General features: G+C 70.3%; 24 protein-coding genes, 1 tRNA gene and 3 pseudogenes. 20 read left to right on the forward strand and 8 right to left on the reverse strand.

What is annotated here, in order from left to right:
- A pseudogene (locus ACRDTB_RS10220) lies at positions 1-268 on the forward strand (cytochrome ubiquinol oxidase subunit I); the annotation flags it as partial.
- Between the two features lie 507 nt (positions 269-775).
- The gene (gene cysS, locus ACRDTB_RS10225; protein WP_431429807.1) at positions 776-2,173 is read left to right on the forward strand and encodes a cysteine--tRNA ligase; all 1,398 of its coding nucleotides are present in this window, start codon (positions 776-778) and stop codon (positions 2,171-2,173) included.
- A 411-nt stretch (positions 2,174-2,584) separates the two neighbouring features.
- On the opposite strand, the gene ACRDTB_RS10230 is transcribed toward cysS, so the two are convergent.
- Entirely contained in the window at positions 2,585-3,358 is a 774-nt protein-coding gene (locus ACRDTB_RS10230; RefSeq protein ID WP_431429808.1) for an SDR family NAD(P)-dependent oxidoreductase, read from the reverse strand.
- A 405-nt stretch (positions 3,359-3,763) separates the two neighbouring features.
- On the opposite strand from ACRDTB_RS10230, the gene msrB reads away from it, so the two are divergent.
- The 3 genes from msrB to ACRDTB_RS10245 all read left to right on the forward strand — a co-directional run bounded on the left by msrB (position 3,764) and on the right by ACRDTB_RS10245 (position 5,178).
- Positions 3,764-4,237 carry a peptide-methionine (R)-S-oxide reductase MsrB gene (msrB, locus tag ACRDTB_RS10235; RefSeq protein WP_431429809.1) on the forward strand — a complete coding sequence of 158 codons (474 nt, stop codon included), beginning with the start codon at positions 3,764-3,766 and terminating at the stop codon, positions 4,235-4,237.
- Positions 4,238-4,246: 9 nt separating this feature from the next.
- Positions 4,247-4,753, forward strand: coding sequence for a peptide-methionine (S)-S-oxide reductase MsrA (msrA, locus tag ACRDTB_RS10240; protein ID WP_431429810.1), 507 nt, complete (start codon positions 4,247-4,249; stop codon positions 4,751-4,753).
- Between the two features lie 101 nt (positions 4,754-4,854).
- Entirely contained in the window at positions 4,855-5,178 is a 324-nt protein-coding gene (locus ACRDTB_RS10245; protein WP_431429811.1) for a hypothetical protein, read from the forward strand.
- Here ACRDTB_RS10245 and ACRDTB_RS10250 read toward each other — a convergent pair.
- The 3 genes and pseudogenes from ACRDTB_RS10250 to ACRDTB_RS10260 all read right to left on the reverse strand — a co-directional run.
- Entirely contained in the window at positions 5,151-5,588 is a 438-nt protein-coding gene (locus tag ACRDTB_RS10250; protein ID WP_431429812.1) for a hypothetical protein, read from the reverse strand. The genes ACRDTB_RS10245 and ACRDTB_RS10250 overlap by 28 nt on opposite strands.
- Positions 5,589-5,691: 103 nt before the next feature.
- On the reverse strand, positions 5,692-7,098 hold the full coding sequence (locus ACRDTB_RS10255; protein WP_431429813.1) for an ISL3 family transposase: 1,407 nt from the start codon (positions 7,096-7,098) through the stop codon (positions 5,692-5,694).
- Positions 7,043-7,216, reverse strand: a pseudogene (locus ACRDTB_RS10260) (hypothetical protein); the annotation flags it as partial. The gene ACRDTB_RS10255 and the pseudogene ACRDTB_RS10260, both read right to left, overlap by 56 nt.
- A gap of 113 nt (positions 7,217-7,329) precedes the next feature.
- Here ACRDTB_RS10260 and ACRDTB_RS10265 point away from each other — a divergent pair.
- The 8 genes and pseudogenes from ACRDTB_RS10265 (at position 7,330) to ACRDTB_RS10300 (ending at position 12,229) form a co-directional block, all read left to right on the forward strand.
- Positions 7,330-7,899: a hypothetical protein gene (locus tag ACRDTB_RS10265; protein ID WP_431429814.1), complete on the forward strand. Its 570-nt coding sequence runs from the start codon at positions 7,330-7,332 to the stop codon at positions 7,897-7,899.
- Between the two features lie 21 nt (positions 7,900-7,920).
- Positions 7,921-8,331: pseudogene (locus ACRDTB_RS10270) on the forward strand (AfsR/SARP family transcriptional regulator); the annotation flags it as partial.
- Positions 8,332-8,470: 139 nt separating this feature from the next.
- Complete coding sequence (locus ACRDTB_RS10275; protein WP_431429883.1) at positions 8,471-9,085, forward strand: hypothetical protein; 615 nt, start codon at positions 8,471-8,473, stop codon at positions 9,083-9,085.
- Between the two features lie 61 nt (positions 9,086-9,146).
- The gene (locus ACRDTB_RS10280) at positions 9,147-10,343 is read left to right on the forward strand and encodes a tetratricopeptide repeat protein (RefSeq protein WP_431429815.1); all 1,197 of its coding nucleotides are present in this window, start codon (positions 9,147-9,149) and stop codon (positions 10,341-10,343) included.
- Positions 10,344-10,424: 81 nt separating this feature from the next.
- On the forward strand, positions 10,425-10,748 hold the full coding sequence (locus tag ACRDTB_RS10285) for a hypothetical protein (RefSeq protein WP_431429816.1): 324 nt from the start codon (positions 10,425-10,427) through the stop codon (positions 10,746-10,748).
- A complete protein-coding gene (locus tag ACRDTB_RS10290) occupies positions 10,745-11,026 on the forward strand; it encodes a hypothetical protein (RefSeq protein WP_431429817.1) in 282 nt (93 codons plus the stop codon). Before ACRDTB_RS10285 ends, ACRDTB_RS10290 begins: the two co-directional genes overlap by 4 nt.
- Positions 11,027-11,639: 613 nt before the next feature.
- On the forward strand, positions 11,640-11,930 hold the full coding sequence (locus tag ACRDTB_RS10295) for a hypothetical protein (protein WP_431429818.1): 291 nt from the start codon (positions 11,640-11,642) through the stop codon (positions 11,928-11,930).
- Entirely contained in the window at positions 11,927-12,229 is a 303-nt protein-coding gene (locus ACRDTB_RS10300) for a hypothetical protein (protein ID WP_431429819.1), read from the forward strand. Before ACRDTB_RS10295 ends, ACRDTB_RS10300 begins: the two co-directional genes overlap by 4 nt.
- Positions 12,230-12,539: 310 nt before the next feature.
- On the opposite strand, the gene ACRDTB_RS10305 is transcribed toward ACRDTB_RS10300, so the two are convergent.
- Positions 12,540-12,612: transfer RNA gene (locus ACRDTB_RS10305), tRNA-Arg, on the reverse strand.
- A gap of 68 nt (positions 12,613-12,680) precedes the next feature.
- On the opposite strand from ACRDTB_RS10305, the gene ACRDTB_RS10310 reads away from it, so the two are divergent.
- Complete coding sequence (locus ACRDTB_RS10310; protein WP_431429820.1) at positions 12,681-14,402, forward strand: SDR family oxidoreductase; 1,722 nt, start codon at positions 12,681-12,683, stop codon at positions 14,400-14,402.
- A 58-nt stretch (positions 14,403-14,460) separates the two neighbouring features.
- Complete coding sequence (locus ACRDTB_RS10315) at positions 14,461-15,357, forward strand: cation diffusion facilitator family transporter (RefSeq protein WP_431429821.1); 897 nt, start codon at positions 14,461-14,463, stop codon at positions 15,355-15,357.
- Positions 15,358-15,361: 4 nt separating this feature from the next.
- Here the strand turns inward: ACRDTB_RS10315 and ACRDTB_RS10320 are convergent, their stop codons facing one another.
- The 3 genes from ACRDTB_RS10320 to ACRDTB_RS10330 form a co-directional block, all read right to left on the reverse strand.
- A complete protein-coding gene (locus ACRDTB_RS10320) occupies positions 15,362-16,186 on the reverse strand; it encodes a DUF305 domain-containing protein (protein WP_431429822.1) in 825 nt (274 codons plus the stop codon).
- Complete coding sequence (locus ACRDTB_RS10325; RefSeq protein ID WP_431429823.1) at positions 16,183-17,073, reverse strand: DUF3105 domain-containing protein; 891 nt, start codon at positions 17,071-17,073, stop codon at positions 16,183-16,185. The genes ACRDTB_RS10320 and ACRDTB_RS10325 overlap by 4 nt, the downstream gene beginning before the upstream one ends.
- Positions 17,074-17,152: 79 nt before the next feature.
- Positions 17,153-17,809, reverse strand: coding sequence for a DUF3105 domain-containing protein (locus ACRDTB_RS10330; protein WP_431429824.1), 657 nt, complete (start codon positions 17,807-17,809; stop codon positions 17,153-17,155).
- Between the two features lie 126 nt (positions 17,810-17,935).
- On the opposite strand from ACRDTB_RS10330, the gene argS reads away from it, so the two are divergent.
- The 5 genes from argS to thrB all read left to right on the forward strand — a co-directional run bounded on the left by argS (position 17,936) and on the right by thrB (position 24,672).
- Positions 17,936-19,612: an arginine--tRNA ligase gene (argS, locus tag ACRDTB_RS10335; protein WP_431429825.1), complete on the forward strand. Its 1,677-nt coding sequence runs from the start codon at positions 17,936-17,938 to the stop codon at positions 19,610-19,612.
- 81 nt (positions 19,613-19,693) lie between these two features.
- Positions 19,694-21,130 carry a diaminopimelate decarboxylase gene (lysA, locus tag ACRDTB_RS10340; RefSeq protein ID WP_431429826.1) on the forward strand — a complete coding sequence of 479 codons (1,437 nt, stop codon included), beginning with the start codon at positions 19,694-19,696 and terminating at the stop codon, positions 21,128-21,130.
- A gap of 106 nt (positions 21,131-21,236) precedes the next feature.
- Complete coding sequence (locus ACRDTB_RS10345) at positions 21,237-22,559, forward strand: homoserine dehydrogenase (protein WP_431429827.1); 1,323 nt, start codon at positions 21,237-21,239, stop codon at positions 22,557-22,559.
- Positions 22,560-22,705: 146 nt separating this feature from the next.
- Complete coding sequence (gene thrC / locus ACRDTB_RS10350) at positions 22,706-23,749, forward strand: threonine synthase (protein WP_431429829.1); 1,044 nt, start codon at positions 22,706-22,708, stop codon at positions 23,747-23,749.
- Between the two features lie 17 nt (positions 23,750-23,766).
- Positions 23,767-24,672, forward strand: a complete 906-nt coding sequence (thrB, locus tag ACRDTB_RS10355) for a homoserine kinase (protein ID WP_431429830.1) — start codon at positions 23,767-23,769, stop codon at positions 24,670-24,672.
- Positions 24,673-24,719: the final 47 nt, after the last annotated feature.

Raw genomic sequence — 24,719 nt, forward strand, 5'->3', positions numbered from 1 at the left:
GGACGACCCGTGGGGCTACGGCAACTCACTCGAGTGGGCCACCAGCACCCCGCCGCCACGGCACAACTTCACCGAGATGCCCCGGATCCGCTCCGAGCGGCCCGCGTTCGACCTGCACTACCCGCACGCGGTCGAGGAAGCTCACCGCGACAAGTACGTGGGCGCGTTCAGTGGCAAGCACAAGACGACCGTGCCGGACGCGCCGTCCGAGAAGCTCTCGTCGATCATGGAGGACAGGCCACCCGACGACACCGCAGCCGGGACCTGAGAGCACCCGGCGCCGATATGTGGAGTCATCGGCGCGCCGATCCTCTGACGGTCGGCCTGGTGACGTGAAGCGCGGCGAGTAACTCTGCCAGCTCGGTGGCGTGGGCGCGATCGGACCGACCAGTCGAGGACGAGGCGTAGCTCTGCTTCGGTCAGCTGTCCCTGCTCGAAGCGGACACGCACGACCGCCACCCGTAGCGAGCCACGTGATCCCTGCCGCCGCAGGATCACGGCGATTCCGACTCTGATGGCATTCGGTGAGGGTGTCCTCGTCCTCACCAGGCTGGAGCCCTGCCCGCCGCGACTCTCGCGCAGGTCGTGGACGCGGTCAAACGCCTCGACATGGACGAGGTCGGCAAGGAAATCGCCGCTCGCCCTCGGTCCGGCGGTGCGGGCGCGCGAGGACACGTCGTACGTCACGTCGTGGGCGGGTGACCAGCAGACCCGCCTGCTCGGCGACACAGAGAGCGGCCGGGCCTCACCGCCTGAGCTCGTTACCCTTGAGCACGTGAGTCTTCGCCTGTACGACACCAAAACCCGCAGCGTACGCGGCTTCGAGCCGCTCGACCCGCCCAAGGTGACGGTGTACCTGTGTGGCGACACTGTCTACGCGCCGCCGCACATCGGGCATGCGCGCAGCAAGGTGATCTTCGACGTGCTGTGGCGGTGGCTCGAGCGGTCCGGCCACGACGTCGTCTTCGCGCGCAACATCACCGACGTCGACGACAAGATTTTCGTCCGTGCCGCCGAGGAGGGCGTCCCGTGGTGGCAGGTCGGCCAGCGGGTGATCCACCAGATGGAGCGGGCCTACGACGTGCTCGGTCTGCGCCCGCCGACGGTGGAGCCGCTCGTCACCGGGCACATCACGCAGATGATCGAGTTGATCCAGCAGCTGATCGACCGGGGCCACGCGTACGCCAGCGGCGGCGACGTGTATTTCGACGTGCGCTCGCTGTCCGAGTACGGCGCGCTGTCCGGCCAGCAGCCGGACCAGATGGTCAAGACAGAGAAGACCGACCCGGACCGGCCGAAGCGCGACCCGCTCGACTTCGCGCTGTGGAAGGGATCCCGGCCGGGCGAACCGTCCTGGCCGGCGCCGTGGGGCCCGGGCCGGCCCGGCTGGCACCTGGGGTGCTCGGCGATGGCGACGACGTACCTCGGCCCGACGTTCGACATCCACGGGGGTGGTACCGACATCGTGTTCCCGCACCACGAGAACGAGCTGGCGCAATCCCGCGGCGTGGGCGACAGGTTCGCGCGCTACTGGCTGCACAACGGGTTGCTGAACCTCGGCGCGCAGAAGATGAGCAAGTCGATCGGCAACACGTTGCTGATCACCGAGCTGGTCAAGCGGTGGCGTCCGGTCGAGCTGCGCTACTACCTCGTCGCGCCGCACTACCGGTCGACCGTCGAGTATGCCGAGGAGGCACTCGACAAGGCCGCCGCGGCGTACCGGCGCATCGAGGGCTTCGTGACCCGGGCCGTCGAGGTAGCCGGTGCCGTGCCGGCGGCGTCGGACGTGCCGGCGGCGTTCCGTGATGCGATGGACGACGACCTCGGCACGCCGCAGGCACTCGCCGTCGTGCACGCCGCGGTGCGGGAGGGCAACGCGGCACTCGCCGCCGGCGACAAGGAGGCGATCGACCGACTGCTGGGCGAGTTGCGTGCGATGCTCGACGTGCTCGGGCTCGACCCACTCGCCGAGCCCTGGGCCGAGCAGGCGGGCGCCGGTGACGGGTGCTGCGACGCGCTCGGCAAGCTCGTCGACGTCACGCTGGAGCAGCGCCGGCTGGCCAGGGCGCGCAAGGACTACGCGACGGCCGACGCGCTGCGGGACGGGCTGGCTGCGGCCGGGGTCGTCGTCGAGGACACGCCGAACGGGCCGCGCTGGTCGCTCGGCCGATGAGTTCGCGGCAGGCCGGGAACCGTGGCAGCGCAAGGGATCCCGGTGACGTTCGTCGCCGGTCGCGACCCGGTCGTCGAAGCGCTGCGGGCGACGGTGCCGGCTCGCGCCCTGTACATCGTGGAACGGCGGCGACGACCGTCGTCGCCGAGGCCGTCCGTCTGGACACCGTGCGCTTGCCGAACGCGCGCTCACGACCGTTGAGCAGGTAGTGGGCGCCGATGCCGCCGATCATGAGGCACGCGGCGACCACACGCTGCAGGTGTACCGGGTTCGTCCGGCGGACCTGGCCTGACTCGCGGCGAAGCCACGGTCTCGCCGAGTTGCCGTGGTTTCCCGCGGGCGCCCGGGCTACGGATGCGTACGGGCACGTCCGCAGCCCCGCCGGCGCCATCCCCGCGTTACGTTCGAGGGTCAGTTGCGGCCGGCCATGATGCCGCCGTCGACGTCGACGATGGCGCCGGTCATCCAGCTCGACTTGTCCGACAGCAGGAACGACACCGTGTTCGCGATGTCCTCCGGGCTGCCGACCCGCCCCAGCGGGTGGAAGCTGTCGAAGCCGTCGACCGTTTCATCGAGCTTGTCCGCTGGGACGAAGCGCAGGTACAGGGGTGTCTTCACGACCCCGGGCGCGACCGCGTTGACCCGGATGCCGTGCGGCGCCAGCTCAATCGCGAGCGCCTTCGTGAGCGCGTGGATGCCGCCCTTCTGCACGGAGTAGCCGGTGTGCGGCGTCGCCGCGATGCCCTGGTGCGCCCACATCGAGCCGATGTTGACGATGGCGCCGCCCTGGCCACCGGCGACCATGCCCTCGACGACGGTCTGCGTGATGAAGAACAGCGCGCGGTTCAGTTCGTTGTACGAGTCGTAAAAGGCTTCGTCGTACTCGCTGAACGCCTTCGGGACGAAGAAACCCGCGGCGTTGACGAGCAGGGTCGCGTCGGCGTGCTCGGCGGCGAGCTGCTTTCGGACCTCGGGCACCTGGTCACGGTCGGTCAGCTCAGCCGTGATGCCCCACGCCTTTCCGTTCCGCGACAACGCTTCGACCGCGGCACGCACCTTGTCCTGGTCTCGGCCCGTGATCACGGCGGTGCCGCCCCCGGCGACCACCTGGTGGGCCGTGGCCAGGCCCATGCCGCTGCTACCGCCGACGACCACAACCTTGCGGCCCTCGAAGCTCTCACTCATGACAGTTGCTCTCTCCCCACCGAATCGCGGTGTTTGCAGAACCCGGCTCCCCGGGAGTAGCGCGACGTCCGTGGAGCTCGACGCCGGTTGGTCCAGTCGCACAGTTCGTCGCTAGCGGAGGCACACAGGCGGACGACCCCGAACCTAGCCCCGGCATAACTGGTCGGTCAAGTCCACTATGAGATCGCCGGGCGCTACCGCGCGTGGCGACGTACCCCAGGTCACATGTGCCGACCGCAGCATCAATGCCAAGCCGCTCCCAGCTATGGTTTCGGACTAAATAGTCCACAGAAGGCAGGATCCGCGGGAATACGACCGGCCCGTGGGGTGTCTGTACATGTGCGTGTCCAGGTGCGTTTCACCTGGTTCCCCAGCTTCGCGCCGCAAGGCCGGGAACGGAGAGCTGTGCCCCAGCAGACCCAGTACCACAAGAACCCGGAAGCCGTTTCGCGGCTCGATCCGGAGCAGTACCGCGTGACCCAGCAGGACGGCACCGAGCGCCCGTTCGTCAACGCCTACTGGGACAACCACGAGCCCGGTATCTACGTCGACGTCGTGTCCGGCGAGCCGCTGTTCGCATCGGTCGACAAGTACGACAGCAACTCCGGCTGGCCGAGCTTCACGACGCCGATCGCCGAGACGAACGTCGTCGAGCGCGAAGACTCCGGCCACGGGATGATCCGGACAGAAGCCCGCTCGCTGCACGGGGACAGCCACCTCGGCCACGTCTTCGACGACGGTCCCCCCGACAAGGGTGGACTGCGCTACTGCATCAACTCAGCGTCGTTGCGGTTCATCCACGTCGACGACCTGGAGGACGAAGGGTACGGCGAATACCTCACCCTGTTCACGAGTGACACCGACACCGACGACAAGTAAGGAGACGACGTGACCACCGAGAAGGCGATCCTCGCCGGCGGCTGCTTCTGGGGCATGGAGGAGCTGTTCCGCCACCAGCCCGGCGTCGTGTCCACGCGCGTCGGCTACAGCGGCGGCGACGTCCCGAACGCCACCTACCGCAACCACGGCACCCACGCAGAGTCCATCGAGGTCGTCTACGACCCCGAGAAGACCGACTTCCGCGCGCTGCTCGAGTTCTTCTTCCAGGTGCACGACCCCTCGACGAAGTACCGCCAGGGCAACGACATCGGCACCAGCTACCGGTCGGCGATCTTCTACACCAGCGACGAGCAGAAGCGGGTCGCCGAGGACACGATCGCCGACGTCGACGCCTCGGGCCTGTGGCCCGGCAAGGTCGTCACCGAGGTCACCCCGGCGGGCGACTTCTGGGAGGCCGAGCCCGAGCACCAGGACTACCTGCAGAAGTACCCCAACGGCTACACCTGCCACTTCCCCCGCTCCGGGTGGAAGCTTCCGAGGCGGGCGACGGCCTGACACCTCCGGCGCGTGGACCCGGGTCCGCGCGCCGGTCCGGGCCGAGGTGGTCGGCTTGGACGAGGAGTCAGCCAGATGGGTGCGGGCTCTCTTCGGCACCGGTGTCGAGCGAGACGTGGCATCCGATCGGTGCCGGTGGGTTTCTTGAGGCGGTGGACGGTGGCGCCGTCGAGCGGGGTGTCATCGTCGTTGACGGTCAGCCAGAGCACTGCGCACCCGGTGGCGAGGAGGCGGTCGAGGCGGGTTTGCGCGTCGCGGCGTTGGTCGGTGCTGTACTTGCCGTCGGAGACGATCACAACGAGGCGGGCGGCGTTCGGGGTGGACAGGTCGAGCGCGCCGTCGAGGGCGTCGAGGGCGTTGCCGAGTTTGTGGCCGCCGCCGTCGGCGTGGAACTCGGTCACCCGTGCGGACGCGGTGCCGGGTAGGTGATCGGGCGGACCTCGTAGTTGCAGGTCACGGTCGCGGTGGTCGCGGGCACGGTGGTGAGGCGGGCGGCGTTGGCCATGATCCACGCCGCTGAGGCGACCGGGCGGGTGAAGTCGGCCATCGACCCGGTCACGTCGCATGCGATCCCGAGCCGCAGTGGCGGGGTCGGGACGGTGGTGCGGGTGAACGGTTCGGCGGTCGGGATGCGACCGGCGACGAGTTGTGCCTCGCGGGCGAGGGCGCCTCGCATCCGCGACCGCCCGGGCGGTAGGGGCGCGGTCGCCTTCGTGGCGACCCGGTCACGGGTACCGGCAGTCGACAGTGCCCGGGCGAGCACGCGGGCGGCGGTGCGTTCGGCGGCGGTCGGTGCCCGGTGACCCGCCGGGGCGGTGGTGCCGCCGCCGAACACCTGGCTTTGTCTGTGAGAAGTGACCGCACTCGGTGGTTGTGTGGTGGTCTGTCAGTGGCCAGTGGGAAGTGGCTCTGTCCCACATTCCGTGATTCGGTGGTCGTTAGTCGCTGAGGAGGATGCGGAGTCGGAGCAGGTCGGGTTTGGCTCGGCCGTACATTTGTCGTTTGATGGCCTTGATTCTGGTGACGTTGCCTTCGACGCCGCCGGAGTTGTAAGGCAGGGTGAGTCCGGCTGTGACGGCGTGCCAGTCCTTGCGTAGTCCGGTGGCGAAGGCGCGTAGCTCGCGGACGGGGCCGTTTTCGGCTTTGCAGACCCATTCTTCGAGTTTGGCGCCGCCGAGGTGGCAGAGCATTTTCGCGAAACTGGCGACGAGGTCGCGGGTGGCCGCCAGCTCCGCGCAGCGACCACAGGCGTCTTCCAGTCCGGCGCGGTCGTCGTCGGTGAGGTTGTCGGGGTTGCGGACGATCCAGCCGACGACGTCGCGCGCCTTCGGCGCTGGTGGTGGCTCTGGTTTGGTGAGCGTGGCACGCAGCTCGGCGGTGTAGCGGCGCAGGGTGCGGATACTGCCGTGGAACCCGCGGTCGCGGATTTCCTCGAGCAGCTGGTTGGTGCTGGTGCAGCCCTCCTCCCAGCGTTGGCGTAGGTAGGGCTTGTAGGGCTTCAGGGTGCTGGTGCGCCCGGTCGGGTTCGCGCCGATGAGCTCGTCCGGGCTGGCGGCCTGGGCGTAGCGGCGGACGGTTTTGCGGTCCAGCCCGAGGGTGTGGCTGATCGTGGTCAGTGACAGGCCTCGGGCGAGTAGCGCGTGAATTTCGGCATGCCGGGCGCGGGTCTGCTCGGCGCGTAGTCCCTCGACTGCGTCACCGATCGAGGGTGTTGCGATGGACTGAGCCGGGTCGGGTTCGGCGCGCAGGCAGCGGCGATGCCGTCCGACCACGCGTTTCACCGCGCCGGTGAGGTTGTGCAGCAGGTGCCAGCGGTCGGCGACCTGCACGGCCGCCGGAGCGCCACGGTTGGCGCCCTCGGCATAGCATCCGGCGCGGTCGCGGCAGATCACCTCAACCCCAGGGTGGGCGTCCAGCCACGTCGCCAGCGAGTCGGCCGACCGATCAGGCAGGACGTCGACCGGCTTACCGGACTCGATGTCGATCAGCACTGTGCCGTAGTTGTGCCCGCGCCGCAGGGCGAAGTCGTCCACCCCCAGCACGCGCGGTGTCGACATCTCGGGCTCGGGCAGGTTACGGATCAACCGCAGTAACGTCATCCGGCTCACCGCAGCGGCCAGGTGACTGGTCAGCCGTGCGCCAGCACGGCCTCCCAGAGCGAGCGCGACCGCACGCGACGCCGCGGTGAGCACCGTGCTGCGACGTCCATAACGGACGGTCAATCCCGGGACCTGTTCCGCGAAGGTTTCTTGGCGCACTCGAAGTTGTCGCACAAGAACGACGCACCCGCAACTGGACCAGCATTTCCCGGCCGCCGACCGCGGTGTCGGACAACCGCCGCTCATAGCTGCTATGCACCCGACCCGACGCAACCCCACAGCCAGAACACGAGGCCTCGGCAGCCTGCGTGCTCGCCTCGATCCGCACCGACCGGCCCCTCGCGCACACACCATCGATCCGCACACCAGCCAAATGCGGGAACAGGACCCCTACCAGACCAAGATCATCGCACTTCGATCATGATCAACTATCTGGGAGGGTCAGCTCCGACTGGCCCGCACTGACAGACTCTGGCCATGAACGATGAGGCAGACGGTGACGGCCTGAGAGCGAGCGAACTCGTCCCGGCCACCGGTGGGCAGTGGGATGGGCTGCTGTTCGACAACCCGACGCTCGGCATGATGCCCTGGTTGAGTTGGAGTTTCACCTTCCTCTTCGCTGACGTGTCACGCGACGACGGGAGCAGCCCTGTGTCGCTGTGCATCGAATGGGTTCCCCTCACAACGGCAACCTGGCGCGACATGGCCGGGCAAGCCCTGCGCAACTCGAGGTTTGCCGAACCTGCGGAGGCGAGCGTCTATTTCTTCGAACACCACCGCTATGACACAGTCGACCTACAAGTCGTTGAGCAGCACGGCCTGGAGATCCGTGTCGCCGCGACGGTCTCCGGTGACCTGGACGGACTCGGCGTCGACCAGCTCACTGTCGATCAATGGATGACCTTTGCCGGCATCCATGTGTCGCTCAGCACCGCACGGTCAGCTGAAGCGGCTTCGGCACGACTTAAGGACTTCACCGATGTTATCGGCCTGTCCTGCTCCCCGCGCCGTACAGCCGGCAACTTCATGTTTAGCCCAAGCGGCTGAAGCCGGGCCCAAGTGGAGTCCATGGTCACCGACATTGATCACCCGACCTCGGTGACCACCACTGCCGAAGTCACGAAAAGTGGGACAGAGCCACTCCAGACTGGCCGCTGGCAGTGGTCAGGGTTGGTGGGGCCAGCGGCTGTCGGCGATACTCCTGCCGGGGAGGCGCACCGGCTGTCGGAGCGCAGGCTGGTGGCGGTCGAGCAGTTGTTCACCGCTGAGCTGGCCTGTGCTCGTCATGCCGAGATCGTCGCTGAGCCGTCCGATGTGGTGCGAGAGCACCCGCTGCGTGAGCGGTTGCACGGCCTGTTGATGACCGCGTTGTACCGCGCTGGACGGCAGGGTGAGGCGCTGGCGGTCTATCGGGAGGTGCGGCGGACGCTGGTCAGAGAGCTGGGGTTGGAGCCGGGGCCGGACCTGCGGGCCTTGGAAGGGCGGATCCTGGCCGGTGAGCCGCTCGGTGCGCCGAGTACGGCGGCAACGCCTCTGCCGGCACCGGCTCAGCTTCCAGCCGATGTCTCCGACTTCGTCGGCCGAGCCGCCGAGTTGTCCAAAGTGGATGGTCTGTTGTGTGCGGGTGATCCGTCGGCTCGTCTGGTCGCGGTCACGGGCGCCGCTGGTGTCGGCAAGACGGCTCTCGCGGTTCGGTGGGCGCACCGGGTCGCTGGTCGCTTTTCCGGACGGTCAGCTGTATGTGGACCTTCGCGGTTATGGCCCGGACCAGCAGGTGACGCCGGGCGACGCTCTGGCGGGTTTTCTACGTTCCTTCGGCGTGCTGGGCGCCGCGATCCCTCCAGAGGACGCCGAGCGGGCGGCCATGTTCCGGACATTGGTCGCCGGCAGGCGAGTGCTGCTGTTGTTGGACAACGCGCGCACCGCGGACCAAGTACGGCCATTGCTGCCTGGATCCGCGTCGTGTTTCGTCGCGATCACCAGCCGGGACCTCCTGACCGGGCTGGCCGCGCGGGACGGGGTGCGCCGCATTGACCTGGACCGGATGACCCCTGCGGAGGCCGTCAGCCTGTTGGGCCGGTTGATCGGCGACCACGCCCACGCCGACCAGGACGCGATCGCGCACCTGATCGAGCGGTGCGCCCGGTTGCCGCTGGCCCTGCGAATCGCCGCGGAGCGGGTCCGCGAGCGCCGGGGCAGGCGGGGTCGCCGACCTGGTTGCCGAACTCGGTGACGAGCAGGCCCGGCTGGACGCATTTGAGGTCGGGACCGACGCACACACCTCGGTGCGCGCGGTGTTGTCGTGGTCGTACCAGCAGCTAGAACCTGCCGCCGCCCGGCTGTTTCGGTTGTGCGGCCTGCATCCCGGCCACGATGTGGACGTCTACGCGCTCACCGCGTTACTCGGAGCCGACACGCCCCGGACGACTCGCCGCCTGCTCACCACCCTGACCCGTGCACACCTGATCGAGCGGACCGGCACGCACCAGGAGAGGTACCAACAGCACGACCTGTTGTGGGGGTACGCGGCCGAACTCGCCGAGTCCACTGACGGCGACGACAGCCGCGCCGCAGCGCTGACCAGGTTGTTCGACCACTACCGGTACACCGCGTCGCTGGCAGTGGACTCCGTCTATCCCGACGGCGCGGACGCCAGGCCGCGGTTTCCGGAGCCGGCAACACCGGTGCCGGATGTCCACACCACGAGCAGAGCCGAACACTGGCCGGAGGCAGAACACGCCAACCTGCTCGCCGCAGCCGTCCACGCCGGCAACCACGACTGGCCGCACTACGCCGGCGACCTCTCGGCCACCCTGTACCGGCACATACGCCGCCGCGCCCGTCATGCCGACACCCACACCCTGCACAGCCAGGCGCTCGCGGTCGCCCGCACGCTGGGCAACCGCGACAACGAGCAGACCGCACTAGCCGGGCTCGCGCACACCTACCAGCGGACCGGCCGTTACGAGAAGGCAGCCGAGCACTACCGGCAGGCTCTGACAGTGGCACGTGAGTGCGAGAACTCGCACGGCGAGCTGACCGCACTCGGCGGCCTGGCCGACAACCTGCTGCTCACCGGCAACTACCGACAATCTGCCGAGTATTACCGCCAGGTACTCGCCGTCGCCAGCGAAACCGGCTCCCGGCTCGGCGGACTCAAGGCCATCGCCGGGCTCGGCCACTGCGACCTGTTGACCGATCGCTACGAGGACGCCGCCGGGCACTACCGGCAGTCGTTGGCCATGGCGCGGGAGATCGGGAACCGCTCCAGCGAGTTGTCCGCCATCGTCGGTCTGGGCCGCATCAGCAAGCGGATCGGCCACTACCAGCAGGCAGCGGACTACTACCAGGAAGCACTAGCCGGTGCCCGCGCGACTGGTCACCTCCTCGCCGAACTGTTCGCGCTGGCCCGCCTTGGCGACGTGTACGCGATGACCGGCCACTACGAGCAGGCGGAGGACAGATCGCGGACACGTCCACCGTCGGCATGACCGGTCATGTCAACCAGATCAATCCACCCGTGATCTGAAAGTCCACTTTGGACACTAGTGGGAGGTGTCATGGGAATCCGGATGTCCTTGCTGCGCCAGCGAGTTCAGGAGCACGTCGCCCGAAGGATGGCGCTGGCCGAAAGCATCGACGCGGAGCTGTCCGGTCGGCGGTTCGCCGCGGCCTCGGACGGCGGGTTGGTGGTTGCCGAGGCCGACCACACCGCCCGCCTGGTCAACCTCCGGTTCACCGCAACCGCGTTGACCCGGAGCACGGGCCGTGCGCTGGGCACTCAGGTCGTGCAGGCAGTCACCCGCGCGCAGGCAGACGCACGCTCGGCGATCGAGAGTGCGGTACGGGCCAAGGCTCGGGAACACCAGATTGCGGTGTCGGAGCTTGCGCGATGAGCCACTCGTACGAATTGCGCCTGTTCGACCACGACGACGTCGGCGACTACCGGGAAGATCGTTTCACGGTACGCAACGAACCGGCCGGCGACTACTTCGCGGCGGTGCCAGTCGACGCCAGTCTCGGCTGGGTCGGAGTCGACCGGACCGGCACGCTGACCGGCGTGGAACCGGACGGCCCGACGATGGCGAGAATGCCCCAGGACCGTGTGGCGGGTCTGCTGATCGCCGCCATCAACCAGGCAGAACTCACGGCACGCCGCCACCTGCGACCGTGATGATCCCGCGTCGGCCAGGAAGTTGACCGGTGAACACCCGGCAGGCCGGCCCGTGAACGGGACCGGCTTGCTGTGGAATGTCCCGACGGCACCGGTGCGGAGCCGCAGTGGCGCGAGGACCGGATCGACGCGCTGTTGTGGCGGTCCGCCTGGACCTCCTCGGCCAATCGTTGCTTGGCTTCGTTGGCCAACTCGGCAGCGTGTCGATGCTTCCCTTGGGCTGAGGACGGCTCTTGCCGTCCTGCGGGCGCGAACGCGCCCGCAGCCCCGATCTTGTTCCCCCATAGATCGAGAGTAACCCCGGGTGATGTCACGGGCCCATGTCATGCGATCCCATCAAGATCGCTGACAGAGAGCGTTAGACCAGGTCAAAGGGGGCGCCCTTGGCAGGATTCGAACCTGCGACACCTGCCTCCGGAGGGCTACACCGGCACAGGGCGCCGCGAGTCTGACCAGCGGTTTTGGTGGTGGCCGGCGCCCGGTGACCCCGGCCTTGTTCACGCATTGTCCACAGCGTGCTCGACCGGGCATCATGCACGTGAGCGAGGCGACACGGATGGGCATTGTCCACTTGCCCACGTGTCCGTACTCTGTGTGTGGAGAGGAGGCTGCCATGACAGCAGTGGACGGGTTCCGCCCCATCGCGGAGGTCACCGCCGATGAGCGCGCGAGGATCGCCTTCGGCAAGGCCGGCGTGCACAAGGACGACCGCTACGCGCTGGCCGTCAACGACGAGGGCGCCATCCTGCTCACGCCGCTGGCGAGCATCCCCAAGCGCGAGCTGCTGGTCTGGGAGAACGAGGACCTGAAGGCGTCACTGTTCCGCGGCCTGGCCGACGCCGCCGAGGGCAAGATCAAGCGCCTGGACTGGCTGACCGAGGATGAGGAAGACGAAGACGAGTGAGTGCTCCTCCCTACGTCCTCAAATACACCGCTGAGGCCGAGAAGGTCATCGAGGACCTGCAGAGCCCGCAGTACAAGACGAAGCTCAAGAAGGTTCGGAAGACGCTGCGCCTGCTGCAGAACCCAGGGCCGAGTCACCCGGGCCTGAACTCGCACCGCTACCAGTCGGTGCCCGGCCCCGGTGGCGCCGCGCTGTGGGAGTCCTACGTCGAGAACAAGACCCCCTCAGCGTGGCGCATCTGGTGGATCTATGGCGCCGCCGACGAGATCATCATCGTCACGATCGGTCCGCACCCGTAGGGCTGTGAGCTCGCCGGGATCGGGGACCAGCGGTGAGAAGTGCAACGAGTGCCTTGCCAAGCAACAGGCTGGCACGTGTCGCGCTGGATAGTGATCTCACGATGCCGGGTTCCTGCCATCTCGTCGACCGGACGGGTCAAGGAATGGCAGGCCTCCTTGCGCTCTGACAGTGATCGCCCAGACCGTTGATCGACTTGTCCACGCATTGTCCACGGGGAGCCGCAGGTGGCCGGGTTTCGTCGGACACAGCCGGATACGGCGAAACCGCCGCGACCAAGCGTTTTTGCTAGTCAGCGGCGGTTTGACTGGGCGCCCTTGGCAGGATTCGAACCTGCGACACCTGCCTCCGGAGGGCAGTGCTCTATCCCCTGAGCTACAAGGGCCCTTGTCATGTGACCGGTACCTTAGCGTACTCGGTGGGGGCCGGCGGCCGGCGGCTACCGTGAGCCGCATGGATGGGTTGCGCAGGCGGTGGGTGGAGTCCGGCGGGGTGCGGCTCCGCGTGGTCGAGCAAGGGGCCGGGCCCACGGTGATCCTCGTGCACGGCTACCCGGACAACCATTCCGTCTGGGACGGGGTGGCCGCGCGGCTGCGCGACCGGTTTCGGGTCGTGCGGTACGACGTGCGGGGGCACGGCTCGTCCGGGGAGCCCCCGAACAAGGACGGCTACCGGATGGCGGCGCTGGGCGACGATCTTCGTGCCGTCGCGAACGCCGTCTGTCCCGGTGAGGCCGTGCATCTCGTCGGGCACGACTGGGGGTCCATCCAGGGCTGGGCCGCGCTCGATCCGGACCTCGTCAAGTCCTTCACGTCCATCTCCGGGCCCGACCTCGACCAGATCGGCGTCTGGCTGCGGGGCTGGCCCCGGCGGCCGCTCCGGGTCGGGCGGCAGGCGCTGCACTCCTGGTACCTCGCGGCCTTCCAGCTCCCCGTCATCCCCGAGCTGGTCTGGCGGCTGCCGCGGCTGCGGACGACGTTCCGCGCCGACTACCGGGACGCACGCAACGGCATCCAGCTCTACCGGGCCAACCTGATGAAGCCGCCGAAGGACCCGAAGACGATCACCGTCCCGGTCCAGCAGATCGCGCTCACCCAGGACCCCTACGTCACCCGCTCCCTGCTCGACGCCGCCGATCCCTGGTGCGAGAACCTCTGGCGCCGCGAGCTCGTCGCCGGGCACTGGGCACCCCGCACGCACCCCGACGCGGTCGCGCGGCTCATCGCCGACTTCGTCCGGCACGTCGACGGGGAACCGGCGCCGCGCGAGCTCGCCCGGGCGAAGCGACCGGCGCGGACGACTCGGCCGGGGAACGCGGGGCGGGTGACGCCGGGCAGGCGGGCGAGGAGGAGCGCAACGGTGCCGGACCTGGCGGGGCAGCTCGCCGTCGTCACCGGTGCCGGTAGTGGGATCGGCCGGGAGACGGCTCTCGCCCTGGCCGACGCCGGTGTCGAGGTCCTCTGCGTGGACATCGACCTCGACTCCGCCGAGGCGACCGCCCGCCGGGCGAACAGTGTCGCCTACCGGCTCGACGTCGCCGACGGGTCGGCCACCGAGAAGCTCGCCGCGCACGTCAACACCGAGCACGGCGTCCCCGACCTCGTCATGGCCAACGCCGGCATCGGGGTCAGCGGCTCCTTTCTCGACACCAGCGAGGAGGACTGGCGCCGCGTCCTGGACGTCAACCTGTGGGGTGTGATCCACACCCTCCGCGCATTCCTCCCCGCCATGGTCGACCGGCGCGAGGGCGGCCACGTCGTGATCACGTCGAGCGCCGCCGGCTACCTCCCCACGCCGACGCTCCCGGCCTACAGCACGACCAAGGCCGGCGTGCTGATGCTCGCCCAGTGCCTCGCCGGCGAGCTCCGGGAGGCCGGCATCGGGGTCAGCGCCATCTGCCCCGGCTTCGTGCACACCAACATCACCGCCACCACGCGCTTCGCCGGCGTCGGGCCGGAGGAGGAGCAGGACCGCCGGCGACACGCCTTCGCGATGTACGAGAAGCGTGGCTACGGCCCGGAGAAGGTTGCCCGGGCCGTGGTGGCCGCCGTCGGCGCGGGCAAGCTCGTCGTGCCGGTCACGCCGGAGGCCCGGGTCGGCGCGCTCGGTGCCCGGTTCGCACCCGCGGCCACCCGGGCGATCGGCCGCTGGCTCGGCTCGCTCGCCGCACGATGAACGTTGCAAGCATGCGCATGTGACTATATGTTGGCGCCCGGGTAGGAAGGAGCCGGGTATGAGCCACGAGCACGCGAGCGCGTCCCGCCGCCACCTGGGCGTGCTGACCGCCGCGTTCGCGATCACGGCCGCGTTCATGGTGGTCGAGGTCGCCGCCGGGCTCGCGACCTCCTCGCTCGCGCTCATCTCCGACGGTGCGCACATGGTCACCGACGTGATCGGGGTCGGCCTCGCGCTCGTCGCGATCCTCGCCGCCGGACGCGCCCGCCGCACCCCCGGCCGGACCTTCGGCCTCTACCGCGCCGAGGTGCTCGCCGCCCTCGCCAACGCCGTCCTGCTCTTCGGGGTCGCCGGCTACGTCCTCGTCGAGGCCGTGCAGCGGTTCCGCGATCCGCCCGTGGTACCCGGCGGCACCGTGCTGGCCGTCGCGCTGCTCGGGCTGGTGGCCAACACGGCCGCGTTCCTGTTGCTGCGCAAGGGGTCCGCGGAGAGCCTCAACGTCCGCGGCGCCTACCTGGAGGTGCTCGCCGACCTCGTCGGCTCGCTCGGCGTGCTGCTCAGCGGCGCGCTGACGCTGCTGTTCGGCTGGCGCTGGGCCGACCCCGTCCTCGGTGTCGCGATCGGACTGTGGGTGCTGCCGCGCACCTGGGCACTGGCCCGCCGCTCGCTGCGCATCCTGTTCCAGCACGCCCCCGAGCGGGTCGACGTCGAGCGGCTCACCCACGCGCTGGGCGCGCTCGACCGGGTCAGGGAGGTGCACGACGTGCACGTCTGGACGCTCACCTCGGGCATGGAGGTCGCCTCCGCGCACCTCACCGTGCTCGCCGGCGCCGACCGGGAGGAGATCCTGCGGGCCGCGCGCACGCTGCTCGCCGACGAGTACCAGATCGAGCACGCCACGCTGCAGGTCGAGACCGGCGAGTCCGCGGTGAGCTGCCACGAGCTCCAGTGGTGACCGCTCAGGGGAACGGCAGGGGCTCGGCGCCGCGCTGGTTCAGGTACGCGGTCATCAGCCGGATCTCGTTGTCCTGGCTGGAGACGACCTTCTGCGCGAGGTTGCGCACGTAGCCCTCGGACGCGTGCTCGGCGGCGTACTGCGCCATCTCCAGCCCACCCTGGTGGTGGCGGAGCATCAGCTGCAGGAACAGCACGTCCAGCTCCTTGCCGGACAGCGTGCGCAGCCTGTTGAGCTCCTCGGTGGTGGCCATGCCGGGCATCCGCTGCACGGCCCCGGTCGTGGTCCCGCCACTGCCGTCGCTGTGCGAGTGGGTACCGCCCTCGGACATCCAGCCCATGTGCGGGGCGCCCGGAGCGGGCAGGGCGGGCTGGCCCCACACGGTCAGCCAGCCCGACATCTCGCTGAGCTGCGCGAGCTGCGTGGACTCGATGTCGTACGCGATGCCGCGCAGCACCTGGTCGGTCGTACGGTCGCGCTCGATGCCCGCCATCGTCACCGCCTGCAGGTGGTGCACCCGCATGTCCTGCGCGAACCCGACGTCGACCGAGCCCGCGTCGGGCGGCGCGGACGAGTCGGTCCGGGAGAGCGTCACGAGCATCCCGACGGTGGCACCGACCAGCAGCAGGACGACCGCGGCGGCGACGTACACGAGCACCCGGGGACCGCGCGACTGCCCCTCGTAGTGACCGGCGTCGCCCGTGTCGCGGTCGTCCCCGTCGGGGATCTCGTCGGGGTCGTCGGCCGTGCGGTCGTTGTCGTCGGGGGCGGGGTCGCCGACGGTCTCGTTGGTGTCCTCCGGTGCGGCCGGTTCGCGTGACCCGGTCACTGGCTCGGCGGGGGCGCGTTCGTGGCCGGGGCGGACGGGGGCACGGTGGCCGCTGGCGGCTGCTGGCCTGGCGGGAGCTGCTGGCCGGGCGGTGGCTGCTGGCCGGCCGCGCCCTCGTCCGTCGCCTCGATCGCGCCCTTGCCGTCCATGGTCACCGCGTCCTTGCCGGGCTTCTCGGCCACGAACGGCGGCGGGTTGATCGGGTCGAAGCCGGTGCCGTCGGAGTCGCAGCGCCCGCCCGGCTCGGGGTTCTGGTACTGGTTCTCCCGCAGCGAGTTGGTGAACTGGTCGATCCGCTCGTCGTCGGCGCTGTCGAGCTTGAGCTGGTGTCCCCAGGACTGCAGTGAGATCGGCCTGTCGAGGCCGGGGTAGGGCGACAGCATCATGTACGGCTGGCCCTCGACCTTGCTCTTCAGCTTGTCGAGCGCGCCACCCTTGATCTCGTCCGGGTTGTACGCGATCCACACCGCGCCGTGCTCCAGCGAGTGGACCATGTTCTCGTTGCGGACGGCCTTGTCGTAGACCGTGCCGGAGCAGTTCGCCCACGCCTGGTCGTGCGGTCCGCCGAAGGGCGGGGTCTGGTCGTAGGCGACCCGCTGCTGGGGCGCGACGTGCTGGGCGCCGTCGTAGTTGACGCGCGTGACGCCGTCGATGTTCTCCGAGGGGTCCTGGTTCTCCTCCGACGCGATCCACTGCTCCTTCTCGTTGATCTGCGTGAAGGCGTAGGTGAACACGCCGCCCGCCAGCAGCAAGACGACGGCCGCCCCGAGGATCGTGGCCCACGGGATGGGCTTACCCGCGCGCGAGATGGAGGTGCGCGTCCGCGCGTTCTTGGCGGAGCCGCCCTTGCCCTTGGGCTTGCCCTTGCTCTTCGTCCCGCTCGCCATTCCGGTCTCGGACCTCGTCTCGTACAGGGAAGACAGACTGCAGCGGACAAGTGTAAGGAACGAGCATGTGGGGTCGGCGTCAGGGACCTTCGACCGGCGCCGCGTCCGGACCGGGTGGGCTCGGGTCGAACGGCGGCGGGTCGGTCACGTCGAACTGGCTGGGGTTCGTGCCGCAGGGCGCGCCGTGCTCGGGCGTGGTGTACGGGTTGTTCCGCAGCGCCGTGATGAACTGGTCGACCCGCTCGTCGTCGGCGCTGTCGAGCTTGAGCTGGTGTTCCCAGGACTGCAGCGAGAGCGGCGCGTCCAGCTCCGGGTAGGGGGAGAGCATCAGGTACGGCTGGCCGTCGACCTTGTCCGCGAGCCCGTCGAACGCCGCGCCCGTCACGCGCGCGGGGTCGTAGGCGATCCACACCGCGCCGTGCTCCAGCGCGTGGACCATGTTCTCGTTGCGGACCGGCTCGGCGTAGACGGTCCCCGAGCAGTCCGCCCAGCTCGGGTCGTGCCGGCCGCCGTAGGGCGGGGCCTTGTCGTAGGCGACCCGCTGGCCCGGGTCGGCGTGCGAGGGCTCGTACTCGGTGATGACCACGCCCTCGATGTCCTTGGACGGGTCCTGGTTCTCGTCCGACGGCTCGAACCCCGGCGCGCCCACCGCGGCCGACGTGGGGTCCCGCTCGTCGGACTCGCCACCGGTCCGGCTGCTGCAGGCGGCGAGCAGCGTGAGGCCGGCGGCGGCCACCACGAGCGCGCGGCGCGCGTACGACGTGTCGATGGTGCTCCACCCTCCCGGTCCGGGGCCCCACGCGACAGCCTATGGCCGAGGTCTCTCGGTCGTGTCGGGGGCGGGCTACCTAGACTTCCCAGGGTGACTCCTGCCGCGCTTGCCGACCTCGTCCGTGCCGTCGCCGTGGACGTGCTGACCAGCCGAGACCTCGATGACACCGCCCTGCCACGGACGGTGACGATCGAGCGACCGCGTAACCGCGAGCACGGCGACTACGCGACGAACGTGGCCCTGCAGGTGGCCAAGAAGGTCGGGGTGGCGCCGCGCGACCTCGCCGGCTGGCTGGCCGACGGGCTCGCCGGCCGGGACGGGGTGGCCTCGGCCGAGGTGGCAGGGCCCGGCTTCATCAACCTCCGGCTCGCCGCGGACGCCCAGGGCGTGATCGTCCGCCAGGTGCTCGACGCGGGGGAGCGCTACGGCCGGGGTGACGCGCTCGCCGGCCGGCGGATCAACCTCGAGTTCGTCTCGGCCAACCCGACCGGGCCGCTGCACCTGGGCGGCACCCGCTGGGCCGCGGCCGGGGACGCGCTGGGGCGGGTGCTGTCCGCGCAGGGCGCCGAGGTGGTGCGCGAGTACTACTTCAACGACGCCGGCGCGCAGATCGACCGGTTCGTCCGCTCGCTGATCGCGTCGGCCAAGGGCGAGCCGCCGCCCGAGGACGGCTACGCGGGCGCGTACCTGTCCGACGTCGCCGCGGAGGTGCTGCGTACCGAGCCGAACGCGCTGTCGCTGCCCGAGGACGAGTGCGCGGAGACCTTCCGGCGCATCGGCGTCGGGCGGATGTTCGACGAGATCAAGCGCAGCCTGCACGAGTTCGGCACCGACTTCGACGTCTACTTCCACGAGGACTCGCTGCACGGCTCCGGCCAGGTGGGCGAGGTCGTGGCGGAGCTCAAGGCGCACGGGCACCTGTACGAGGCCGACGGCGCGTGGTGGCTGCGCTCCACGGAGTTCGGCGACGACAAGGACCGGGTCGTCATCAAATCCGACAGCGAGCCGGCCTACATCGCCGGTGACATCGCCTACCTGCGGGACAAGCGCCGCCGCGGGTTCGACCTGTGCATCTACCTGCTCGGCGCCGACCACCACGGCTACATCGCCCGGCTCAAGGCCGCCGCGGCCGCGCTCGACGACGACCCGGCCGTGGTCGAGGTCCTCATCGGACAGATGGTGAGCCTCGTCAGCGAGGGCAAGCCGGTCCGGATGTCCAAGCGCGCGGGCACCGTCGTGACGATGGAGGACCTGGTCGACGCCGTCGGCGTGGACGCGGCGCGGTACGCGCTCATCCGCTCGTCCGTGGACGCCACGCTCGACATCGACCTGGACCTGTGGAGCCGGCGCACGAGCGACAACCCGGTGTTCTACGTGCAGTACGCGCACGCCCGGCTGTCCTCGCTGGAGCGCAACGCCGCGGAGCTGGGCATCAAGGTGCCGACGGCGGCCACCGGGCTGGACGACGACGTCGACCTCGGCCTGCTCGCCCACCAGCGGGAGGGCGAGCTGATCCGCACGATCGGCGACTTCGGCAAGGTCGTGGCCACCGCCGCGCAGCTGCGTGAGCCGCACCGGATCGCGCGCTACCTCGAGGAGCTGGCGAGCGCCTACCACAAGTTCTACGACAGCTGCCGGATCCTGCCGCAGGGCGACGAGGTGGCCACCCCGCTGACCACCGCCCGCCTCGCCCTGTGCGCGGCGGTCCGCCAACTGCTCGCCAACGGCCTCGCCCTGCTCGGCGTGTCCGCCCCAGAACGGATGTAACCCGATGCCCACGCAAGCCTGGAAGGACGCCTTCCGGACGTTCAATGCCATGATGGGCCCCTTCCAGGCATTGGCCCGCTCATGAGGGCGCATCCGGCAGGGCCGCTGCACGCCGAAGTCCTGCCGCCGGGCAACACGGCCGGACCGCGACCGTCCACAGCGGACGAGCTGGACGAGCTGCTGCCCGATGTCTGGCCGCGCAACGCCCGGCGCGACGAGGCGGGCGTGGTCCGCCTGGCCGGGGTGGACGTGCGGCGCCTCGCGGAGGAATACGGCACCCCGCTGTTCGTCGTGGACGAGGCCGACTTCCGGGCCCGCTGCGCCGAGCACGCCGCCGCGTTCGGCGACCCGGCCCTCGTGCACTACGCGGCCAAGGCGTTCCTCTCGGTCCAGGTAGCCCGCTGGGTCGCCGAGGAGGGCCTGTCGCTGGACGTGTGCAGCGGCGGCGAGCTGGAGATCGCGCTGCGGGCCGGCTTCCCGCCGGAGCGGATCACCTTGCACGGCAACAACAAGTCCGCACCGGAGCTGGCCGACGGGGTGGCCGCCGGGGTCGGCGCGGTCGTGCTCGACTCGTTCTACGAGATCGCCCGGCTGAACCGGATCGCCCTCGACCAGGGCCGGGTGCAGGACGTGCTCGTGCGCGTGACGGTCGGGGTGGAGGCGCACACGCACGAGTACATCGCGACCGCGCACGAGGACCAGAAGTTCGGCTTCTCGCTCGCCGGCGGCCTCGCCGCGGAGGCCGTGCGCCGGGTCCTCGGCTTGCCCGGGCTGCGGCTCGTCGGGCTGCACAGCCACATCGGCTCGCAGATCTTCGACGCCAACGCGTTCGAGGTGTCCGCGCACCGGGTCATCGGGCTGCTCGCGGACCTGCGCGACGAGCACGGCGCGGACGCCGTCGCCAGTGTGTCCACTGTGGACCTCGGGGGCGGGCTCGGCATCGCCTACACCGCGGCGGACGACCCGCCGCCGCCCGGCTGGCTCGCCGAGCAGCTGCGCAACATCGTGGCGAAGGAGTGCGAGCAGGCCGGGCTGGACCTGCCGAGGATCGCGGTCGAGCCGGGCCGGGCCATCGTCGGTCCCGGCACCGTGACGGTCTACGAGGTCGGCACGATCAAGGACGTCGAGCTCGGCCACGGTTCCGCTCGCCGCTACGTCAGCGTCGACGGTGGGATGAGCGACAACATCCGCACGGCGCTCTACGACGCGACCTACGACTGCCGCCTGCTGTCCCGGTTCTCCGACGACGGCGGCCGCGGCGGCGAGGCCGTGCTGTCGCGGGTGGTCGGCAAGCACTGCGAGTCCGGCGACGTGGTCGTACGGGACTGCTGGCTGCCGGAGAACCTGGGACCCGGCGACCTTATCGCGGTGGCCGCCACCGGTGCGTACTGCTACGCGATGGCGTCGAGCTACAACCGGCTGCCGCGGCCCGCGGTCGTCGCGGTGCGCGACGGTGCGGCGTGGCTGCTGCTGCGCCGGGAGACCGTGGACGACCTCCTGCGGCTGGAGGTCTCATGAACGGAACCCGCGAGTCCAACCGTCAGAACCCGCGAGTCCAACCGTCCGGGCCCGCGAGTCCGGCATTCGGCACGGGCGCGAATGTTGGACTCACCCGTCGGGAACGTTGGACTCGCGGGTTGGGGGCGTCGTGAGTATCAAGGTCGCCATGCTGGGGTGTGGAACCGTTGGGGCGGAAGTGGTCCGGCTGCTGCACGAGCAGGCCGGCGACCTCGCCGCGCGCGTCGGCGGGTCGATCGAGCTGGCCGGGATCGCCGTGCGGCGGCCCAACCGGCACCCGGACGTGCCCGCGGACCTGCTCACCACCGACGCCGCCGGGCTCGTCGCGTCCGATGTGGACATCGTGGTCGAGGTGATCGGCGGCATCGAGCCGGCCCGCTCGCTGCTGACCGACGCGCTGCGCGCCGGCAAGTCCGTGGTGACCGCGAACAAGGCGCTGCTCGCCGAGCACGCCGCGGACCTGTTCGCGGCCGCCGGCTCCGCGGGCGCGGACCTGTACTTCGAGGCCGCGGTGGCGGGTGCGATCCCGCTGTTGCGGCCGCTGCGCGAGTCGCTCGCCGGCGACCGGATCACCCGGGTGATGGGGATCGTCAACGGCACCACCAACTACGTACTGTCCGAAATGGACGCGTCGGGCGCGGGCTACGCGGAGACGCTCGACGAGGCCTCCCGGCTCGGCTACGCGGAGGCCGACCCGACGGCCGACGTGGAGGGCTACGACGCGGCGTCCAAGGCGGCCATCCTCGCCTCGATCGCCTTCCACACCAGGGTCACCGCGGCCGACGTGTACCGGGAGGGCATCACCGCGGTCACGCCGGCGGACATCGCCGCCGCGCGGACGCTCGGCCGGACGATCAAGCTGCTGGCCATCTGCGAGCGGGTGAACGGCGGCCCGGACAGCGCTGCCGGCGAGGCGGTCGCGGTCCGCGTGCACCCGGCGATGATCCCGCGCGGCCACCCCCTCGCGACCGTGGGCGGCGCGTTCAACGCGGTCTTCGTGGAGGCCGACGCGGCCGGCTCGCTGATGTTCTACGGCCAGGGCGCGGGCGGCTCGCCCACCGCGAGCGCGGTGCTCGGCGACCTCGTCGCGGTGGCACGCAACAAGGTCGTGGGCGGGCGCGGGCCGGGGGAGTCCTCTTACGCCGCGCTCCCGGTCCGCCCGATCGCCCAGGTGGACACCCGCTACCACATCAGCCTGGACGTGGCCGACCGCCCGGGTGTGCTGGCTTCGGTGGCCACGGTGTTCGCCGAGCACGGCGTGAGCATCGCCGCGGTCCGCCAGCAGGGCCGCAGCGCCGACGCGAGCCTGGTCATCGTCACGCACTCCGCCCCCGACGCCGCCCTAAGGTCCACTGTCGACAAGATCGCGGGGCTGGCGGTCGTGCACGAGGTAGTCAGCGTGATGCGGGTAGAAGGCGAGGAACCATGAGGTCAGATCGGACCCCCGGGCTCTCCAACCGCACCTCAGGGGAACGTGACGCAACCCAGCCACAAGTACGTGACCAAACAGCACTTTCCCTCCCCCAAGGTGACCACAACAATGAATTTCGGGGAGGCGGTACTGCTTGGCCCGGGGTGATCCACGCCTACTCCGACCGGATCCCGCTCCCGGACGGTGCGAAGGTGGTGACCCTGCAGGAGGGCGGCACACCGCTGCTGGAGGCCCACCACGTCTCGGCGGCGACCGGCTGCCGGGTGCTCCTCAAGATCGAGGGCGCCAACCCGACCGGCTCGTTCAAGGACCGCGGCATGACCGTGGCGATCACGCACGCGCTGGCCACGGGCGCCACCGCGGTGATCTGCGCGTCCACCGGCAACACGTCCGCGGCGGCCGCCGCGTACGCCGCGCGCGCCGGGCTGACCTGCGCGGTCCTCGTGCCGAGCGGCAAGATCGCGATGGGCAAGCTCGCGCAGGCCGTCGCGCACGGCGCGCGGATCCTGCAGATCAGCGGCAACTTCGACGACTGCCTCGAGCTCGCCCGCAAGACCGCCGCCGAGTACCCGGTGGAGCTGGTCAACTCGGTCAACCCGGTGCGCCTGGTGGGGCAGCGGACCGCCGCGTGGGAGATCTGCGACACGCTCGGCCGCGCGCCCGACGTGCACTGCCTGCCGGTCGGCAACGCGGGCAACATCACCGCGTACTGGCAGGGCTACCGAGACTACGCCGAGGACGGCGTGGTCGCGGGGACGCCGAGGATGTTCGGCTTCCAGGCCGCGGGCGCGGCGCCACTGGTGCGCGGGGAGCCCGTGCGTGACCCGGACACCGTGGCCACCGCGATCCGGGTGGGCAACCCCGCCTCGTGGGCGGGCGCCATCGCCGCGCGTGACGCGTCGGGCGGGCTGATCGACGCGATCACCGACGAGCACCTGCTGGCGGCGTACCACCTGCTCGCCACGCGCGAGGGCGTGTTCGTCGAGCCGGCGGCGGCGATCAGCGTGGCGGGCGCACTGGCGACGGCCGCGGACGGCCGGCTGCCGGCGGGCTCGCTCGTGGTCTGCACGGTGACCGGGCACGGCCTCAAGGACCCGGACACGGCGCTCGCGGGCATGCCGCCGGTGGAGCCGGTGCCGGTGTCGCCCGGTGCGGTCGCGGCCGCGCTGGAGCTGACTCGAGCGTGAGTGGAGCCGCGTCCGCCATGAGCGGCACGGTCCGGGTCACGGTTCCCGCCTCGACGGCGAACCTCGGCTCGGGCTTCGATGCACTCGGGCTCGCGCTCGGCCTGTACGACGTGGTCGAGGTGGCGGTCACCGACGAGGGCGTCACGGGCACGGTGACCGGCGAGGGCGCGGGCCTGCGCGTCGACGAGAACCACCTCGTCGTGCGCGCGCTGCTGGCCACCGCGAAGGAGCTCGGCCTCGACCTGCCCGGCGTGGAGTTGACGTGCGTGAACGCGATCCCACACGCACGCGGGCTCGGGTCCTCGGCCGCTGCCGTCGTCGCGGGCATCGCGGCCGGATACGCGCTCGCCGAACGTGAGCTGGACAGTGCGGCGCTGCGGCTCGCCGCCGGGTTCGAAGGGCACGCCGACAACGTCGCCGCGAGCCTGCGCGGTGGCCTCGCGTTGGCGTGGACCGAGTCGACGCCGAACGAGACCGGGCACACGTATCACGCGGTGCGCTTCGAGCCGCACCCGTCGCTGCGGCCGGTCGTGCTGATCCCGGCCGAGCACTCCGCCACGTCGCTGACCCGCGGCTTGCTGCCAGCCTCGGTGCCGCACGTCGACGCCGCGTTCGCGGCCGGCCGGTGCGCGCTCGCCGTGCACGCGCTCACCACGTGGCCGGAGCTGTTGCTGACCGCGACCGAGGACCGGCTGCATCAGGACTACCGCGCGCGGGCGTGGCCGAACACGATGCGCCTGGTGCGTGCGATGCGCGAGAACGCTGTCGCCGCAACGGTTTCCGGCGCCGGACCGACCGTGTTCGCGGCGACGCTGGACGGCCGGTTGCCGGCCGGAGTGGACACGTCGGGCTTCCTCGTGCGCGAGCTGGCGGTCGACCGTGACGGGGTACGAACCGAGCGGGTCGGAACAAATTCCAGGTAGGCGGTGTTGTACAGGTCAGCCACGCCGGGCACCCGGTTGTTGCACGC

This window comes from Actinophytocola sp., assembly GCF_050699935.1.
Taxonomy (GTDB): Bacteria; Actinomycetota; Actinomycetes; order Mycobacteriales; family Pseudonocardiaceae; genus Actinophytocola.

Bases quoted from the DNA above. Each gene is read 5' to 3' on its own strand.
- ACRDTB_RS10230 (WP_431429808.1), bottom strand. From the start codon at position 3,358: ATGAGTGAGAGCTTCGAGGGCCGCAAGGTTGTGGTCGTCGGCGGTAGC.
- ACRDTB_RS10255 (WP_431429813.1), bottom strand. From the start codon at position 7,098: ATGAGCGGCGGTTGTCCGACACCGCGGTCGGCGGCCGGGAAATGCTGG.
- ACRDTB_RS10265 (WP_431429814.1), top strand. From the start codon at position 7,330: ATGAACGATGAGGCAGACGGTGACGGCCTGAGAGCGAGCGAACTCGTC.
- ACRDTB_RS10285 (WP_431429816.1), top strand. From the start codon at position 10,425: ATGTCCTTGCTGCGCCAGCGAGTTCAGGAGCACGTCGCCCGAAGGATG.
- ACRDTB_RS10290 (WP_431429817.1), top strand. From the start codon at position 10,745: ATGAGCCACTCGTACGAATTGCGCCTGTTCGACCACGACGACGTCGGC.
- ACRDTB_RS10295 (WP_431429818.1), top strand. From the start codon at position 11,640: ATGACAGCAGTGGACGGGTTCCGCCCCATCGCGGAGGTCACCGCCGAT.
- ACRDTB_RS10310 (WP_431429820.1), top strand. From the start codon at position 12,681: ATGGATGGGTTGCGCAGGCGGTGGGTGGAGTCCGGCGGGGTGCGGCTC.
- ACRDTB_RS10315 (WP_431429821.1), top strand. From the start codon at position 14,461: ATGAGCCACGAGCACGCGAGCGCGTCCCGCCGCCACCTGGGCGTGCTG.
- ACRDTB_RS10325 (WP_431429823.1), bottom strand. From the start codon at position 17,073: ATGGCGAGCGGGACGAAGAGCAAGGGCAAGCCCAAGGGCAAGGGCGGC.
- lysA (WP_431429826.1), top strand. From the start codon at position 19,694: ATGAGGGCGCATCCGGCAGGGCCGCTGCACGCCGAAGTCCTGCCGCCG.
- thrB (WP_431429830.1), top strand. From the start codon at position 23,767: ATGAGCGGCACGGTCCGGGTCACGGTTCCCGCCTCGACGGCGAACCTC.